This is a genomic window from Streptomyces roseolilacinus (assembly GCF_014649335.1).
GTDB classification, from domain to species: Bacteria; Actinomycetota; Actinomycetes; order Streptomycetales; family Streptomycetaceae; genus Streptomyces; species Streptomyces roseolilacinus.
Genome location: NZ_BMSV01000001.1, coordinates 90,376 through 104,637, shown reverse-complemented (window position 1 = coordinate 104,637; position 14,262 = coordinate 90,376). Strand labels below are relative to the sequence as shown.

The window sequence follows — 14,262 nt, the reverse complement described above, 5'->3', positions numbered from 1 at the left end:
GAGCAGGGAACCCAGATGGCGGAGCTCACGATCCGGCCGGAGGAGATCCGGGACGCGCTGGAGAACTTTGTCCAGTCGTACAAGCCGGACGCGGCCTCGCGCGAGGAGGTCGGTACGGTCAGCCTTGCCGGCGACGGCATCGCGAAGGTCGAGGGGCTGCCCTCGACCATGGCCAACGAACTGCTGAAGTTCGAGGACGGCACCCTCGGCCTCGCCCTCAACCTCGAGGAGCGCGAGATCGGTGCCATTGTCCTCGGTGAGTTCAGCGGCATCGAGGAGGGCCAGTCGGTCCAGCGCACCGGCGAGGTCCTGTCCGTCGCCGTCGGCGAGGGCTACCTGGGTCGCGTCGTCGACCCGCTCGGCAACCCGATCGACGGCCTCGGCGAGATCGAGACGTCCGGCCGCCGCGCCCTCGAGCTGCAGGCCCCCACGGTCATGCAGCGCAAGTCGGTGCACGAGCCGATGGAGACGGGCTACAAGGCCGTCGACGCGATGACCCCGATCGGCCGTGGTCAGCGTCAGCTGATCATCGGCGACCGCCAGACCGGCAAGACCGCTCTGGCCGTCGACACGATCATCAACCAGCGTGACAACTGGCGCACCGGCGACCCGAAGAAGCAGGTCCGCTGCATCTACGTCGCCATCGGCCAGAAGGGCTCCACCATCGCGTCCGTCCGCGGCGCGCTGGAGGAGGCCGGTGCCCTGGAGTACACGACCATCGTCGCCGCCCCGGCGTCCGACCCGGCCGGCTTCAAGTACCTGGCGCCCTACACCGGCTCCGCCATCGGTCAGCAGTGGATGTACGAGGGCAAGCACGTCCTCATCGTCTTCGACGACCTGTCGAAGCAGGCCGACGCCTACCGCGCCGTGTCGCTGCTGCTGCGCCGCCCGCCGGGCCGCGAGGCCTACCCGGGTGACGTCTTCTACCTGCACTCCCGCCTGCTGGAGCGCTGCGCCAAGCTCTCCGACGAGATGGGCGCCGGTTCGATGACCGGTCTCCCGATCGTCGAGACCAAGGCCAACGACGTCTCGGCGTTCATCCCGACCAACGTCATCTCCATCACCGACGGCCAGTGCTTCCTGGAGTCCGACCTGTTCAACGCCGGTCAGCGCCCGGCCCTGAACGTCGGTATCTCCGTGTCGCGAGTCGGTGGCTCGGCCCAGCACAAGGCCATGAAGCAGGTCTCCGGCCGGCTTCGTGTCGACCTGGCCCAGTTCCGTGAGCTGGAGGCGTTCGCCGCCTTCGGTTCCGACCTGGACGCCGCGTCGAAGTCCGCCCTGGAGCGCGGCAAGCGCATGGTCGAACTGCTGAAGCAGCCGCAGTACCAGCCGATGGCGACCGAGAACCAGGTCGTCTCCGTCTGGGCCGGCACCACCGGCAAGATGGACGACGTCCCGGTCCAGGACATCCGCCGCTTCGAGTCGGAGCTGCTGGACTTCCTGCACCGCGAGCACAAGTCGCTCATGACCTCGATCCGCGAGGGCGGCAAGATGTCCGACGAGACCTTGGACAAGGTCGCGGAGTGCATCGTCGACTTCAAGAAGCAGTTCGAGACCTTCGACGGCAAGCTGCTCGGCGAGGACGCCCCGGCCACCGTCAACGTCTCCAAGTGACGACGGAAGGGACCTGATCCATGGGAGCGCAGCTCCGGGTCTACAAGCGTCGCATCCGGTCCGTCACCGCGACGAAGAAGATCACCAAGGCGATGGAGATGATCGCCGCCTCGCGCATCGTCAAGGCGCAGCGCAAGGTGGCGGCCTCCACGCCGTACGCGACCGAGCTCACCCGAGCGGTCACGGCGGTGGCGACCGGGTCGAACACCAACCACCCCCTCACCACGGAGGCGCAGTCCCCGACCCGTGCCGCGGTCCTGCTCATCACGAGCGACCGCGGTCTGGCCGGCGGCTACTCCTCCAACGCCATCAAGCAGGCCGACCGGCTCACCGAGCGGCTTCGCGGCGAGGGCAAGGAGGTCGACACGTACGTCGTCGGCCGCAAGGGTGTCGCCTACTACGGCTTCCGCGAGCGCAAGGTCGCGGACGCCTGGACCGGCTTCTCCGACAACCCGACCTACGCGGACGCCAAGCAGGTGGCCGCCCCGCTGATCGCGGCCGTCCAGCAGGACGCCGCGGACGGCGGTGTCGACGAGCTGCACATCGTCTTCACGGAGTTCGTGTCGATGATGACGCAGACGCCGGCGGACGACCGGATGCTGCCGCTCAGCCTCGAGAAGGCCGCGGAGGAGACGGGGACCAAGGGCGAGATCCTTCCCCTGTTCGACTTCGAGCCGTCGGCGGAGGACGTCCTGGACGCCCTCCTGCCGCGCTACGTCGAGAGCCGCGTCTACAACGCCCTGCTGCAGGCCGCCGCCTCCGAGCACGCGGCCCGCCGCCGGGCGATGAAGTCGGCGACCGACAACGCGGGAGAGCTGATCAACTCGCTCTCGCGCCTTGCCAACGCGGCCCGCCAGGCCGAAATCACCCAGGAAATCAGCGAGATCGTCGGTGGCGCGAGCGCCCTGGCCGACGCGACCGCGGGGAGTGACAAGTAATGACGACCACTGTTGAGACGGCCGCCGCCACGGGCCGCGTCGCCCGGGTCATCGGCCCGGTCGTCGACGTGGAGTTCCCCGTCGACGCGATGCCGGAGATCTACAACGCGCTGACGGTCCAGGTCGACGACCCGGCCGAGGAGGGCAAGCGCAAGACGCTGACGCTCGAGGTCGCCCAGCACCTCGGCGACGGCATCATCCGCGCCATCTCCATGCAGCCCACCGACGGCCTGGTCCGCCAGGCCCCGGTGACCGACACGGGCGCGGGCATCTCCGTCCCGGTCGGCGACTTCACCAAGGGCAAGGTGTTCAACACCCTCGGTGAGGTTCTGAACATGCCGGAGACCAACGCCGACGTCACCGAGCGCTGGCCGATCCACCGCCAGGCCCCGGCCTTCGACCAGCTCGAGTCGAAGACCGAGATGTTCGAGACCGGCCTGAAGGTCGTCGACCTCCTCACCCCGTACGTCAAGGGTGGAAAGATCGGCCTGTTCGGTGGTGCCGGTGTCGGCAAGACCGTGCTGATCCAGGAAATGATCATGCGTGTCGCCAACCTCCACGAGGGCGTCTCCGTCTTCGCGGGCGTCGGCGAGCGCACCCGCGAGGGCAACGACCTCATCGCGGAGATGGAGGAGTCCGGCGTCCTGGACAAGACCGCCCTGGTCTTCGGCCAGATGGACGAGCCCCCGGGCACCCGTCTGCGCGTCGCCCTGGCCGGTCTGACGATGGCGGAGTACTTCCGCGACGTCCAGAAGCAGGACGTGCTCTTCTTCATCGACAACATCTTCCGGTTCACCCAGGCCGGTTCCGAGGTGTCCACCCTGCTCGGCCGCATGCCGTCCGCGGTGGGTTACCAGCCGAACCTGGCCGACGAGATGGGTCTCCTCCAGGAGCGCATCACGTCGACCCGCGGTCACTCGATCACCTCGATGCAGGCGATCTACGTCCCCGCCGACGACCTGACCGACCCGGCGCCGGCCACCACCTTCGCCCACCTCGACGCGACGACGGTTCTCTCCCGTCCGATCTCCGAGAAGGGCATCTACCCGGCCGTGGACCCGCTGGACTCCACGTCCCGGATCCTGGACCCGCGCTACATCGCGCAGGACCACTACGACGCCGCCATGCGCGTCAAGGGCATCCTGCAGAAGTACAAGGACCTCCAGGACATCATCGCGATCCTCGGTATCGACGAGCTGGGCGAAGAGGACAAGCTGGTCGTCCACCGCGCCCGTCGCGTCGAGCGCTTCCTGTCCCAGAACACCCACGCGGCGAAGCAGTTCACCGGCGTGGACGGTTCGGACGTCCCGCTCGACGAGTCGATCGCCGCGTTCAACGCGATCTGCGACGGTGAGTACGACCACTTCCCGGAGCAGGCCTTCTTCATGTGCGGTGGCCTCGAGGACCTCAAGAAGAACGCCAAGGACCTCGGCGTCTCCTGAAGTCCGTGAGGTGTGAGGGGGCGGGCACGTCCCGCCCCCTCGCGCTGCACCCCCTCCGGGGCCCCCGGCCCCGGACCCCGGCCGCCCCCGCGGCCGCCCCCGGCCGTGCTGGCCGACGCGGGTCCTCGGCGCTCCGGTGCCGACGGCCCTACTAGACTTATGACCCAACACCCGGCAAGACCCGCCGGGTGGTGACCCGAGGAGCCACCCTTGGCCGCTGAGCTGCACGTCGAGCTGGTCGCCGCGGACCGGAGTGTCTGGTCCGGCGAGGCCACCCTGGTCATCGCGCGCACCACCTCCGGCGACATCGGCGTCATGCCCGGCCACCAGCCGCTGCTCGGTGTGCTGGAGTCGGGCCCGGTGACCATCCGTACGAGCGAGGGGGGCACGGTCGTCGCCGCTGTGCACGGCGGTTTCCTCTCGTTCGCGGACAACAAGCTGTCGCTGCTCGCGGAGATCGCCGAGCTTGCGGACGAGATCGACCCCCAGCGCGCCGAGCGTGCGCTGGAGCGTGCGAAGGCGGAGTCGGACGCCGCGGCAGAGCGGCGCGCCGAGATCCGGCTGCGCGCGGTGGCGGCGCGCTAGCGCACCGTCGCCGATCCACCCCGCCGGGAGCCCCTCAGGGGGCGGCCCGGCCCCTCAGCCGCGGCTCGGCCTGGATTCTCCAGACCGGACCGCGGCTGAGGCGATGCAGATGCAGGTCGTATTCGGTTACAGGACGAAGCGAGGAGGTCGGTGGAGATGTTCCTCGCTCTGCTGGTGAGCGCACTGGTCGTCGCACTGGTGGTGATCGGGCTCTTCGTCTTCGGCCTGCGCCGGCGGCTGATCCAGCGGTCGGGCGGCACGTTCGACTGCAGTCTCCGCTGGAACGTCCCCGAGGAGGTCGACACCTCCGGCAAGGGCTGGGTGTACGGGGTCGCCCGGTACGGCGGCGACCGGATCGCCTGGTTCCGGGTCTTCTCGTACGCGCCCCGTCCGCGCCGCGTCCTGGAGCGGTCCTCCATCGAGGTCCTGGACCGCCGCATGCCGGAGGGCGAGGAGGAGCTGGCGCTCCTGTCGGACTCCGTCGTGCTGGGCTGTCTGCACGGGGGGACGCGGCTGGAGCTCGCCATGAGCGAGGACGCCCTCACCGGTTTCCTCGCCTGGCTGGAGGCGGCGCCCCCCGGGCAGCGGGTGAACGTGGCGTAGGCCGCGCGTCCCGCCCCCCCCGCACACGAATCGAGCCGCACCGTTTCCGGTGCGGCTCGATCGTCGTCCGGGGGTGCCGGACGGGTCAGCGGTTACTGGAGGCCGGAGTGGACGGCCGTGGCCAGCTCACCGTTGGCGGTGTCGCCGCTGAACTCCCAGTAGAAGGCGCCGCCCAGGCCCTGGCCCTTGGCCCAGGCCATCTTGGACTGGACCGTCGCCGGGGTGTCGTAGCTCCACCAGTTGGTGCCGCAGTGGGCGTACGCCGTGCCGGCCACGGTGCCGTTCGCCGGGCAGGTGTTCTTGAGGACCTTGTAGTCCTCGATGCCCTGCTCGTACGTGCCGCCCGCGGGGCCGGTCGCGGTGCCGCCCGGCTCCTTCTGGGTGACGCCGGTCCAGCCGCGCCCGTAGAAGCCGATGCCGAGCAGCAGCTTCTTGGCGGGCACGCCCTTCGCCTTGAGCTTGGCGATCGCCTCGGCGGAGGTGAAGCCGGACTGCGGGATGCCCGGGTAGGCGGTCAGCGGGGAGTGCGGGGCCGTCGGACCCTTCGCCTCCCAGGCGCCGAAGAAGTCGTACGTCATCACGTTGTACCAGTCGATGTACTGCGATGCCGGACCGTACTCCGCGGCGTCGATCTTGCCGCCGGCCGAGGCGTCCGCGGTGATGGCCGCCGTGACCAGGTTGTTCGCGCCGAACTTGCCGCGCATGGCCTGCATCATCTTGGTGAAGGCGGCCGGGCCGCTGGTGTCGCAGGTCAGGCCGCAGGCGTTCGGGTACTCCCAGTCCAGGTCGATGCCGTCGAAGACGTCGGCCCAGCGGGGGTCCTCCACCAGGTCGTAGCAGGACTGGGCGAAGGCGGCCGGGTTCTGCACGGCCTGGCCGAAGCCGCCGGACCAGGTCCAGCCGCCGAACGACCACAGCACCTTGATGTGCGGGTACTGGGCCTTCAGCTTGCGCAGCTGGTTGAAGTTGCCGCGCAGCGGCTGGTCCCAGGTGTCGGCCTTGCCGTCGACGGACTGGTCGGCGGTGTACGCCTTGTCGTAGTCCGCGTAGGCGTCACCGATGGTGCACTTGCCGCCCTGGACGTTGCCGAACGCGTAGTTGATGTGGGTGATCTTGTTGACCGTACCGGACGTCACGAGGTTCTTGACGTGGTAGTTGCGGCCGTAGACGCCCCAGTTGGTGAAGTAGCCCATCTTGACGGTGGACGACGGGCCGGGGCCGGGGCCGGGGCCCGTGTCGCCACCGGTCGTGCGGACCGCGACGGAGGCGCTGGCCGGGCCGGTCTGGTCGGCGGTGTCCCGCGCCTGGACGCTGTAGGAGTAGTCGGTGCCGGCGGTCAGGCCGGTGTCCGAGTACGTCAGGCCGGTGACGGTCGCGACCTTGGTGCCGCCGCGCAGGACGTCGTAGTTCTTGACGCCCTTGTCGTCGGTGGCCGCGGCCCAGCTGAGCTTCACCGACGTGTCGGTGATGTCGGAGGCGGTGGGCTTGCCGGGCGCGGACGGGGCGCTGTCGCCGGGCTGGCCCGGGCCGCCGTCACAGGACTCGCCGTTCAGCTTGCAGCCGGAGGGGGAGCCCGAGCCGGAGCCGTTGAAGCCGAAGGTGACGGACGCCCCGGGGGCGAGGGTGCCGTTCCAGCCGAGGTTCTTGGCGGTCCAGTGGGTGCCGCTGTTGGTGACGGTGGCGTCCCAGGCGGAGGTGACGGAGGTGCCGGTGGGGAAGTCCCACTCGACGGTCCAGGAGGAGAGGGAGGTGGTGCCGGTGTTCTTCACCGTCCACCTGCCCTCGAAGCCGCCGCCCCAGTCGGAGGCCTTGGTGTAGGTGGCGGTCGCCGAGGCGGCCGCCTGGGCGGGGGTGGCGAGGCCGACCATCGCGGCCAGGGGAAGCAGCAGCAGTGCGGTGGCTCCGGCCGTGGCTCTGGCCAGGAGTCCCCTTTTGCTCCGTGGTGCTTGAGTGCTCGTGCTCAACGGTGCTCCTCAAGATGTGGACGGACATGGTGGGGGTCACGTGTGTCCGTGAAAGGTGCGCGCCGTGAGCGTAGGAAGGTCTGGACCAATCGTCAATAGGTCCAGACCACTGGGAAGGCTTCTCGGGTCAGACGCCCAATTCCCGAGCCAGCACCGCGGCTTGCACCCGGCTGCGCAGGCCGAGCTTCCCCAGAAGCCTGCTGACGTGCGTCTTCACCGTCGCCTCCGCCATGTCGAGGCGCACCGCGACCTCCGCGTTCGACAGCCCCTCGCCGAGGCACGACAGCACCTCGCGCTCCCGCCGCGTCAGCGGGGCGAGCACGCTCCGGTCCGGTCCGGCGTCCGCCGCGCGGTCGCCCGTCCCGCCCCGCCGCGGCGCCGCGAACTCCGCGATCAGCCGCCGGGTGACCGCCGGGGCGATCAGGCCCTCGCCGCGCGCCACCGTCCGTACCGCCTCGATCAGGTCCCGCGCCTCGGTGTTCTTCAGCAGGAACCCGGCGGCGCCGGCCCGCAGCGCCCCGAAGACGTACTCGTCCAGGTCGAAGGTGGTCAGGACCAGGACGTCCGCGAGGCCCTCGGCCACCACCCGGCGCGTCGCCTCCACCCCGTCCAGCAGCGGCATCTGAACGTCCATCAGCACCAGGTCCGGGCGCAGCTCGCGGGTCAGCCGCACCGCCGCCTCGCCGTCCCCGGCCTCGCCGACCACCTCGATGCCGGGGGCGCTGCGCAGGATGAGGACCAGCCCCGCCCGTACGGCCTTCTGGTCCTCGGCGACCAGTACGCGGACCGTGCCGCCCGTCGTCTCCGTGCTCATGTCGCCGGCTCCCTGTCGTCCTCCGCCACGGGCAGCACCGCCCGTACCCGCCACGTCCGGTGCCCCGCCCCGTCGGCCGGGCCCGCCTCGAACTCCCCGCCCAGCAGCGCCACCCGCTCCCGCATCCCGACCAGTCCGGCCCCCGACCCGGGTGCGCGCGGCCCCGCCGCCGGGCGGTCGAAGGGACTGGTCACCGCGACCGTCAGCGCGTGGCCGGTACGCTCCACCACGACGGCCACCTCGCCCGCGTCGGCGTGCTTCAGCGCGTTCGTCAGCGACTCCTGCACGATGCGGTACGCCGCCAGCTCCACCGGCGCGGGCAGGTCCTCGTCGGACGGCGGGGCGGTCAGCGCGAACGTCAGCCCGCTCGCCGCGCCGTGCGCCGCCGCCTGCCGCACGAGGGCGGCGAGCCCGGCCAGGGTCGGCGCGGGCGCGGGCTCGCTCTCGGCGCCGCTGTCCCGGAGCAGCGAGATCAACCGGCGCATTTCGGCCAGTCCCTCGACGCTGTTCTCCCGGATCACGCCGAGCGCCTCCCGGCTGGTGTCCGGGTCGTCGAGGGAGAGCGCGGCGGTCGAGTGGATGGCGATCGCGGAGAGGTTCCCCGCGACCATGTCGTGCAGCTCCCGCGCCATCCGGGCCCGCTCCGCGACCACCGCCTCCCGCCGGTCCATCTCCGCCAGCAGTGCCGTCTGCTCGGCGCGCAGCCGGGCCGCGTCGGCGGCCTGCCGGTGGTTGCGGACGACCGCGCCGGTGGTGGCGGGGACGAACGACACCATGCCGGCGAGGATGCCGATCAGCAGCGCCCACGGCTCCTGGTACCAGGCCAGCGACGCGATCGAGACGGCGACGGTGACGAGCCCCGTCGTGACCGGCAGCCGGCGGGCGAGGGCGGGGGAGCCGTACACCACGGCCGCGTACACCAGGTCCGTGAACATCAGGATCGTCGCGATGCTGCCGCGCGTGAGCTGGTCCGCGACGATCGCGACCGTCCCGACCAGCAGCGCCGTGCGGGGCCTGCTGCGCCGGACGAACTCCAGCGCCGTCATCACGGACAGCGGCAGCAGGACGGCCCAGGACGCGTCGACCACGCTGTGCCGCGGGCCCTGGTTGAACACCCCGAGCGACCACAGCAGGAGGCCGCCGGCCAGGCCGGTCGCGGCCAGGAAGACGTCGTCGCGGTGGGGGCGGGGCGGTGTCACGTTCCCATCCAACACGGCCCCGGGCCCCCGCCGCCTCCCCGCGCGGGGTGAGCCGCGACTACATCGAAGGATGCAGCGCGGATTCCTCATCGGCGACGACGCCCGGGGCGCGCGGCGACGGCAGGCTGGGAGGCATGGTCGTCACATTGATCGTGGTCTGCGAAGTCGGCTTCTGGGTGCTGCTGGCGGCGGGGCTCGCCGCGCGGTACGTGCTGAGGATGCCGCGCACGGGTGCGGCGCTGCTGCTGTGCGAGCCGCTGCTGGAGGTCGTCCTCCTCGTGGCGACCGCCGTGGACCTGCGCGGCGGCGCCGAACCGAGCTGGACGCACGGGCTGGCCGCGCTGTACATCGGCTACACCGTCGGCCACGGGCACCGCACCGTGAAGTGGCTGGACGGCCACGCCGCCCACCGCTTCGGCGGCGCGCCCCGCCCGGTCGGCCCGCCCCGGTACGGCAGGGCCCGCGCCCGCCACGAGGGCCGCGTGTGGCTCGGCACCCTGGTCGGCGCGGTCGTCGCGACCGTCCTGCTCCAGGCCGCCGTCTGGTACGTGGACGACCCGGGCCGGGTCGGTCCGCTGCAGAGCTGGATGGGCGCGGCGTGGCGGGCGGCGGGCATCCACGGGCTGATCGCCCTGTCGTACGCGATCTGGCCGAAAAAGGCCCCCGAGGAGAAGCCGGTCCCGGTCGGCAAGGACGCCTGACAGCCCCGGCGGGGCGCCGTACCGGTCGGGAGGCGGGCCCCCGGACCCCCGGCGGGGCCGGGGGTCCGGGGCGGGTCAGCGTTCCCCGCCGGGGACCCACAGGACGTCGCCGACCTCCTTGTTGGCCGTCCGGGCCAGGATGAACAGCAGGTCGGACAGGCGGTTGAGGTAGGTGGCCGTCAGGGGGTTCATCGTCTCGCCGTGCACCTCCAGCGCCGCCCACGTCGAGCGCTCCGCGCGGCGGACCACCGTGCACGCCTGGTGCAGGAGCGCCGCGCCCGGCGTGCCGCCCGGCAGGATGAAGGAGCGGAGCTTCTCCAGGTCCTCCAGGAACCGGTCGCAGTCCGCCTCCAGCTTGTCGACGTAGGACTGCTCCACCCGCAGCGGCGGGTACTTCGGGTCCTCGACCACCGGGGTCGACAGGTCCGCGCCCACGTCGAACAGGTCGTTCTGCACCCGTACGAGGACCTTGACGACCTCCTCCGGCAGCCGGCCGAGGGCGACGGCGGTCCCGATGACGGCGTTCGCCTCGTTGGCGTCGGCGTACGCCGCGATCCGGAGGTCCGTCTTGGCGGTGCGGCTCATGTCGCCGAGCGCCGTCGTGCCCTTGTCGCCGGTGCGGGTGTAGATGCGCGTCAGATTGACCATGCGGCCAGCCTAGTTACGTACCGGCGCTCCGGAAGCCCCGTGTGCCGACCGTCACGGCCAGCGCCGCGCAGACGGCGGCGGCGAGCGTCCCGTACAGCATGTCCGGGCTCGTGTAGTCCCCGGCGTACGCGGACCGCACCGCGTCCACCAGGTAGCGCAGCGGCATCAGGCGCGACAGCAGGTCGAGCCAGCCGGGCGCCAGCGCCATCGGCAGCATCAGCCCGGACAGCACATCGACGGCACGGTCACCGCGTTGACGACGGGCCCGAACTCCTGCGGGGAGGAGGCCCTCAGCGCCAGCGCGTACGACAGGGACGCCAGGATCACCGTCAGCGCGGCGACGAAGGCGAAGCCGACGAGGATCCCGCCCAGCGGCGCCCGCAGCCCCATCACCAGCGCCGCCAGCACCAGCAGGACCGCCTGGACGACGAAGAGCACGACGTCCCGCAGGACGCGGCCGAGGAGCAGGGCGAGCCGGCTCACCGGTGTGGCCCGCATCCGTTCGACCACCCCCCACTGCTTCTCGAGGACGATCCCGAAGCCGGCGAACGACGCGCCGAACAGGCCGAGCTGGAGCAGCAGCCCCGGCACGAGCACCTGCCAGGAGTCCCCGTGGCCGCCGAGCGGGAGCCGGGTGAGCAGCGGGCCGAAGAAGACCAGGTACAGCAGGGGCGTCAGCACGCCGAAGAGCATGTGGAAACGGGAGCGCAGGGTCTGCCGGGCGCACCGCCCGAAGACCAGCGCCGTGTCGTGGAGCAGCACGTCGTCCTCCTAGACGGCGATCGGAGCGGAGTCGGCGGGTGCGGGGCCGCGGCCGGTGAGGGCGAGGAACGCCTCCTGGAGCGAGGCGTCCGGCGAGCCCGCGTACCGCTCCTTCAGGGCGGCGGGCGTGCCCTCGGCGGCGACCCGGCCGCCGTCGACGACGACGAGCCGGTCGGACAGCTCGTCGGCCTCGTCGAGGTGGTGGGTGGTGAGGAAGACCGTGGTGCCGTGGGTGTCCCGCAGGCGCCGTACGAGCCGCCACAAGTCCGCGCGGCCGGCCGGGTCGAGGCCGGTCGTGGGCTCGTCGAGGAAGAGCACCTCGGGCCGGTGCACGAGGCCCAGGGCGATGTCCAGGCGCCGCCGCTGCCCGCCGGACAGCGCGGCGCAGGGCCGGTCGAGGAGGTCGGTGAGGCCCAGTTCGCGGGCGAGTCCGGCCGCGCGGCCGGCGGCCTCCGCCCTGCCCAGGCGGTGGAGCCGGCCCTGCGTGACCAGCTCCTCGCGGACGGGGGCGCCCGGGTCGACGCCGCCGGACTGGGCGACGTAACCGATCCTGCGCCGTACCCCGGCCGGGTCGGTGGCCAGGTCGCACCCGGCGACGGTCGCGGTCCCGGCGGTGGGGCGCAGCAGCGTGGTGAGCATGCGCAGGGTGGTGGTCTTGCCGGCGCCGTTGGGGCCGAGGAAGCCCAGGATCTCGCCGGGCAGGACCGTCAGGTCGATGCCGCGGACGGCCTCCACGGGGCCGCCGCGCCCGCGGAAGGTGTGGGCCAGCCCGGCCGCACTGATGATTGCCGTTGCCATGCCCCCAGAAAATCAGAGTGACCCCAAATTTGCAATGACCCCAAGTTTTGGTGCGCACCAAGACGGCTAGGATGCGGCCATGGCGGAGGGACTCAGGGAGCGGAAGAAGAGGCGGACCCGGCAGCACATCTCCGACGTGGCCACGGCCCTCTTCCTGGAGAGGGGCTTCGACGCCGTCACGATCGCCGAGATCGCCGAGGCCGCCGACGTCTCGGTCAACACCGTCTACAACTACTTCCCCGCCAAGGAGGACCTGTTCCTCGACCGCGGGGAGGACGCCGTCGACCGCCTCTCGCGCTGGGTCCGCGGACGCCGGACGGGAGAGTCGGCCGCCCGGGCCGTCCTGCGGGAACTGCACGAGGCCGTCGAGACCCTCTCTCCCGCCGTCGGCCTCTTCGAGGGGTGCGCCGACTTCACGCGCGTCGTCCTGGAGGTGCCCGCCCTGCGCTCCCGCCTCTGGCAGATCCGGCAGGACGGCCTCGGGGAACTGGAGCGCACCCTGCGCGCCGAGGTCGCGGCCCCGGACGACGACCCCGTCCCCGCCCTGGTCGCCGGACAGCTCGACTGGCTGTACGCCGCCCTCACGGACCGCATCTCCGCCGGGATGGCGGAGGGCCGCGACCCCCGCGAGGTCTCCCGCGAAGCCCTCGCCCTCCTCGACGAGATGGAGGACCTCCTGGGCGAACGGGTCCTCGACTACGCGGTACGGCTCACCTGAGAGAGCGTTCCGGTGTGATGTCCGTCATCTGAGACGTGACGCGCATCTCTTCACCGCCACAGCGACCCTCCCGGGCAGTAACCTCCCGCCGGAGAACCGAAAAGTGGACGCGTGTGAAGGGGATTGATCGTGGCCAGGAAGCTCGCCGTCATCGGCGCCGGACTCATGGGGTCCGGCATCGCGCAGGTCTCGGCCCAGGCGGGCTGGGACGTCGTGCTGCGCGACGTCACGGACGCCGCCCTCACCCGCGGGACCGACGGCATCAAGGCGTCGTACGACAAGTTCGTCGCCAAGGGCAGGCTCGACGCCGCCGACGCCGAGGCCGCGCTGGCCCGCATCACCACGACCACCGACCTCGACGCCGCCGCCGACGCCGACATCGTCGTCGAGGCCGTGTTCGAGAAGCTGGAGGTCAAGCACGAGATCTTCCGCGCCCTCGACAAGCTCGTCCGGGACGACGCGGTCCTCGCCTCCAACACCTCCGCCATCCCGATCACCAAGATCGCGGCGGTCACCGAGCGCCCCGAGCGGGTCGTCGGCACGCACTTCTTCTCGCCCGTCCCGATGATGCAGCTCTGCGAGCTCGTCCGCGGCTACAAGACCAGTGACGAAACCCTCGCCACCGCCCGCGAGTTCGCCGAGTCGGTCGGCAAGACCTGCATCGTCGTCAACCGCGACGTCGCCGGCTTCGTCACCACGCGCCTCATCTCCGCCCTCGTCGTCGAGGCGGCCAAGCTGTACGAGTCCGGCGTGGCCTCCGCCGAGGACATCGACATCGCGTGCAAGCTGGGGTTCGGCCACGCGATGGGCCCGCTCGCCACCGCCGACCTCACCGGCGTCGACATCCTCCTGCACGCCACCGGCAACATCTACACGGAGTCCCAGGACGAGAAGTTCGCCCCGCCGGAGCTGATGCGCCGGATGGTGGACGCGGGTGACATCGGCCGCAAGAGCGGGCAGGGCTTCTACAAGCACTGACCGCTCCGTGCCAAATCGACTTCACCCTCTCGGGTGAACTCGGTATCGGTTTGCTTACAACGCGCAACCGCTCAGGTGATGCGGTGGTCACTTGTTGCAACAGAAAGACGTGACGGAACAAGAACAGCACTCTCGGGGAGCGCATATGCACATCAGGGGCGACCACACCGAGCTGGTCGTCGGGGGCCGCCTCGATGTCCGCAGCGCGGCGGACGCCCGTACGGTCCTGCACTCGGCCGTCGACGACGGAGCCGGCGACCTCGTACTCGACCTGACCGACCTCGACTCCTGGGACGCCACCGGGCTCGGGGTCATCATGGGCGCCCACCGCCGCGCCGGCCGCTGCGGCCGCCGCCTCGTCCTGCGCGGCGTGCCGCCCCAGATGCAGCGCCTGCTCGTGGCGACCAGGCTCCACCGCATCCTCGCCATCGAGGGCGGACTCGCCGCCGAGTCGCTCCCGCGCGTCTGAGCCGTGGCCGGGGACGCGCCCGCGGCACG

General features: G+C 71.4%; 14 protein-coding genes and 1 pseudogene. 9 read left to right on the top strand and 6 right to left on the bottom strand.

Translation table 11 applies throughout. From position 1 onward, the window contains the following. The first annotated feature begins 15 nt into the window (after window positions 1-15). From atpA to IE106_RS00405, 5 genes are all read left to right on the top strand, one after another. Window positions 16-1,614, top strand: a complete 1,599-nt coding sequence (gene atpA, locus IE106_RS00425) for a F0F1 ATP synthase subunit alpha (protein ID WP_189529204.1) — start codon at window positions 16-18, stop codon at window positions 1,612-1,614. A 20-nt stretch (window positions 1,615-1,634) separates the two neighbouring features. Next, a complete protein-coding gene (locus IE106_RS00420; RefSeq protein WP_189529203.1) occupies window positions 1,635-2,552 on the top strand; it encodes a F0F1 ATP synthase subunit gamma in 918 nt (305 codons plus the stop codon). After that, entirely contained in the window at window positions 2,552-3,994 is a 1,443-nt protein-coding gene (gene atpD / locus IE106_RS00415; RefSeq protein ID WP_189529202.1) for a F0F1 ATP synthase subunit beta, read from the top strand. The genes IE106_RS00420 and atpD overlap by 1 nt, the downstream gene beginning before the upstream one ends. 210 nt (window positions 3,995-4,204) lie before the next feature. Continuing rightward, entirely contained in the window at window positions 4,205-4,579 is a 375-nt protein-coding gene (locus IE106_RS00410; RefSeq protein WP_189529201.1) for a F0F1 ATP synthase subunit epsilon, read from the top strand. Between the two features lie 156 nt (window positions 4,580-4,735). Then, window positions 4,736-5,182, top strand: a complete 447-nt coding sequence (locus tag IE106_RS00405) for a DUF2550 domain-containing protein (RefSeq protein WP_189529200.1) — start codon at window positions 4,736-4,738, stop codon at window positions 5,180-5,182. Window positions 5,183-5,274: 92 nt separating this feature from the next. Here the strand turns inward: IE106_RS00405 and IE106_RS00400 are convergent, their stop codons facing one another. The 3 genes from IE106_RS00400 to IE106_RS00390 all read right to left on the bottom strand — a co-directional run bounded on the left by IE106_RS00400 (window position 5,275) and on the right by IE106_RS00390 (window position 9,159). Next, on the bottom strand, window positions 5,275-7,146 hold the full coding sequence (locus IE106_RS00400; protein ID WP_373295885.1) for a glycoside hydrolase family 18 chitinase: 1,872 nt from the start codon (window positions 7,144-7,146) through the stop codon (window positions 5,275-5,277). 127 nt (window positions 7,147-7,273) lie between these two features. Continuing rightward, the gene (locus IE106_RS00395) at window positions 7,274-7,960 is read right to left on the bottom strand and encodes a response regulator (protein WP_189529199.1); all 687 of its coding nucleotides are present in this window, start codon (window positions 7,958-7,960) and stop codon (window positions 7,274-7,276) included. After that, the gene (locus tag IE106_RS00390) at window positions 7,957-9,159 is read right to left on the bottom strand and encodes a sensor histidine kinase (RefSeq protein WP_229839898.1); all 1,203 of its coding nucleotides are present in this window, start codon (window positions 9,157-9,159) and stop codon (window positions 7,957-7,959) included. Before IE106_RS00390 ends, IE106_RS00395 begins: the two co-directional genes overlap by 4 nt. 134 nt (window positions 9,160-9,293) lie before the next feature. On the opposite strand from IE106_RS00390, the gene IE106_RS00385 reads away from it, so the two are divergent. Further along, a complete protein-coding gene (locus tag IE106_RS00385) occupies window positions 9,294-9,860 on the top strand; it encodes a hypothetical protein (protein WP_189529197.1) in 567 nt (188 codons plus the stop codon). A 75-nt stretch (window positions 9,861-9,935) separates the two neighbouring features. Here IE106_RS00385 and IE106_RS00380 read toward each other — a convergent pair whose 3' ends face one another. The 3 genes and pseudogenes from IE106_RS00380 to IE106_RS00370 all read right to left on the bottom strand — a co-directional run bounded on the left by IE106_RS00380 (window position 9,936) and on the right by IE106_RS00370 (window position 12,068). Continuing rightward, window positions 9,936-10,508 (bottom strand): cob(I)yrinic acid a,c-diamide adenosyltransferase, encoded by a 573-nt coding sequence (locus IE106_RS00380; protein ID WP_189529196.1) that lies wholly within the window; start codon window positions 10,506-10,508, stop codon window positions 9,936-9,938. A 13-nt stretch (window positions 10,509-10,521) separates the two neighbouring features. Beyond that, a pseudogene (locus IE106_RS00375) lies at window positions 10,522-11,270 on the bottom strand (ABC transporter permease). A 9-nt stretch (window positions 11,271-11,279) separates the two neighbouring features. Beyond that, window positions 11,280-12,068: an ABC transporter ATP-binding protein gene (locus IE106_RS00370; protein WP_189529195.1), complete on the bottom strand. Its 789-nt coding sequence runs from the start codon at window positions 12,066-12,068 to the stop codon at window positions 11,280-11,282. Window positions 12,069-12,147: 79 nt separating this feature from the next. Between IE106_RS00370 and IE106_RS00365 the strand changes: the two genes are divergently transcribed. The 3 genes from IE106_RS00365 to IE106_RS00355 all read left to right on the top strand — a co-directional run bounded on the left by IE106_RS00365 (window position 12,148) and on the right by IE106_RS00355 (window position 14,233). Next, a complete protein-coding gene (locus IE106_RS00365; RefSeq protein WP_189529194.1) occupies window positions 12,148-12,786 on the top strand; it encodes a TetR/AcrR family transcriptional regulator in 639 nt (212 codons plus the stop codon). 129 nt (window positions 12,787-12,915) lie between these two features. Continuing rightward, window positions 12,916-13,764, top strand: a complete 849-nt coding sequence (locus IE106_RS00360; protein ID WP_189529193.1) for a 3-hydroxyacyl-CoA dehydrogenase family protein — start codon at window positions 12,916-12,918, stop codon at window positions 13,762-13,764. Between the two features lie 145 nt (window positions 13,765-13,909). Next, on the top strand, window positions 13,910-14,233 hold the full coding sequence (locus tag IE106_RS00355) for an STAS domain-containing protein (RefSeq protein ID WP_189529192.1): 324 nt from the start codon (window positions 13,910-13,912) through the stop codon (window positions 14,231-14,233). Window positions 14,234-14,262 lie beyond the last annotated feature (29 nt).

What these genes read in the sequence shown, in the direction of transcription:
- IE106_RS00355 (WP_189529192.1), top strand. Translation starts at nt 13,910, where the DNA reads ATGCACATCAGGGGCGACCACACCGAGCTGGTCGTCGGGGGCCGCCTC.
- IE106_RS00370 (WP_189529195.1), bottom strand. Translation starts at nt 12,068, where the DNA reads ATGGCAACGGCAATCATCAGTGCGGCCGGGCTGGCCCACACCTTCCGC.
- IE106_RS00420 (WP_189529203.1), top strand. Translation starts at nt 1,635, where the DNA reads ATGGGAGCGCAGCTCCGGGTCTACAAGCGTCGCATCCGGTCCGTCACC.
- atpA (WP_189529204.1), top strand. Translation starts at nt 16, where the DNA reads ATGGCGGAGCTCACGATCCGGCCGGAGGAGATCCGGGACGCGCTGGAG.
- IE106_RS00395 (WP_189529199.1), bottom strand. Translation starts at nt 7,960, where the DNA reads ATGAGCACGGAGACGACGGGCGGCACGGTCCGCGTACTGGTCGCCGAG.
- IE106_RS00365 (WP_189529194.1), top strand. Translation starts at nt 12,148, where the DNA reads ATGGCGGAGGGACTCAGGGAGCGGAAGAAGAGGCGGACCCGGCAGCAC.
- atpD (WP_189529202.1), top strand. Translation starts at nt 2,552, where the DNA reads ATGACGACCACTGTTGAGACGGCCGCCGCCACGGGCCGCGTCGCCCGG.
- IE106_RS00405 (WP_189529200.1), top strand. Translation starts at nt 4,736, where the DNA reads ATGTTCCTCGCTCTGCTGGTGAGCGCACTGGTCGTCGCACTGGTGGTG.
- IE106_RS00385 (WP_189529197.1), top strand. Translation starts at nt 9,294, where the DNA reads ATGGTCGTCACATTGATCGTGGTCTGCGAAGTCGGCTTCTGGGTGCTG.
- IE106_RS00380 (WP_189529196.1), bottom strand. Translation starts at nt 10,508, where the DNA reads ATGGTCAATCTGACGCGCATCTACACCCGCACCGGCGACAAGGGCACG.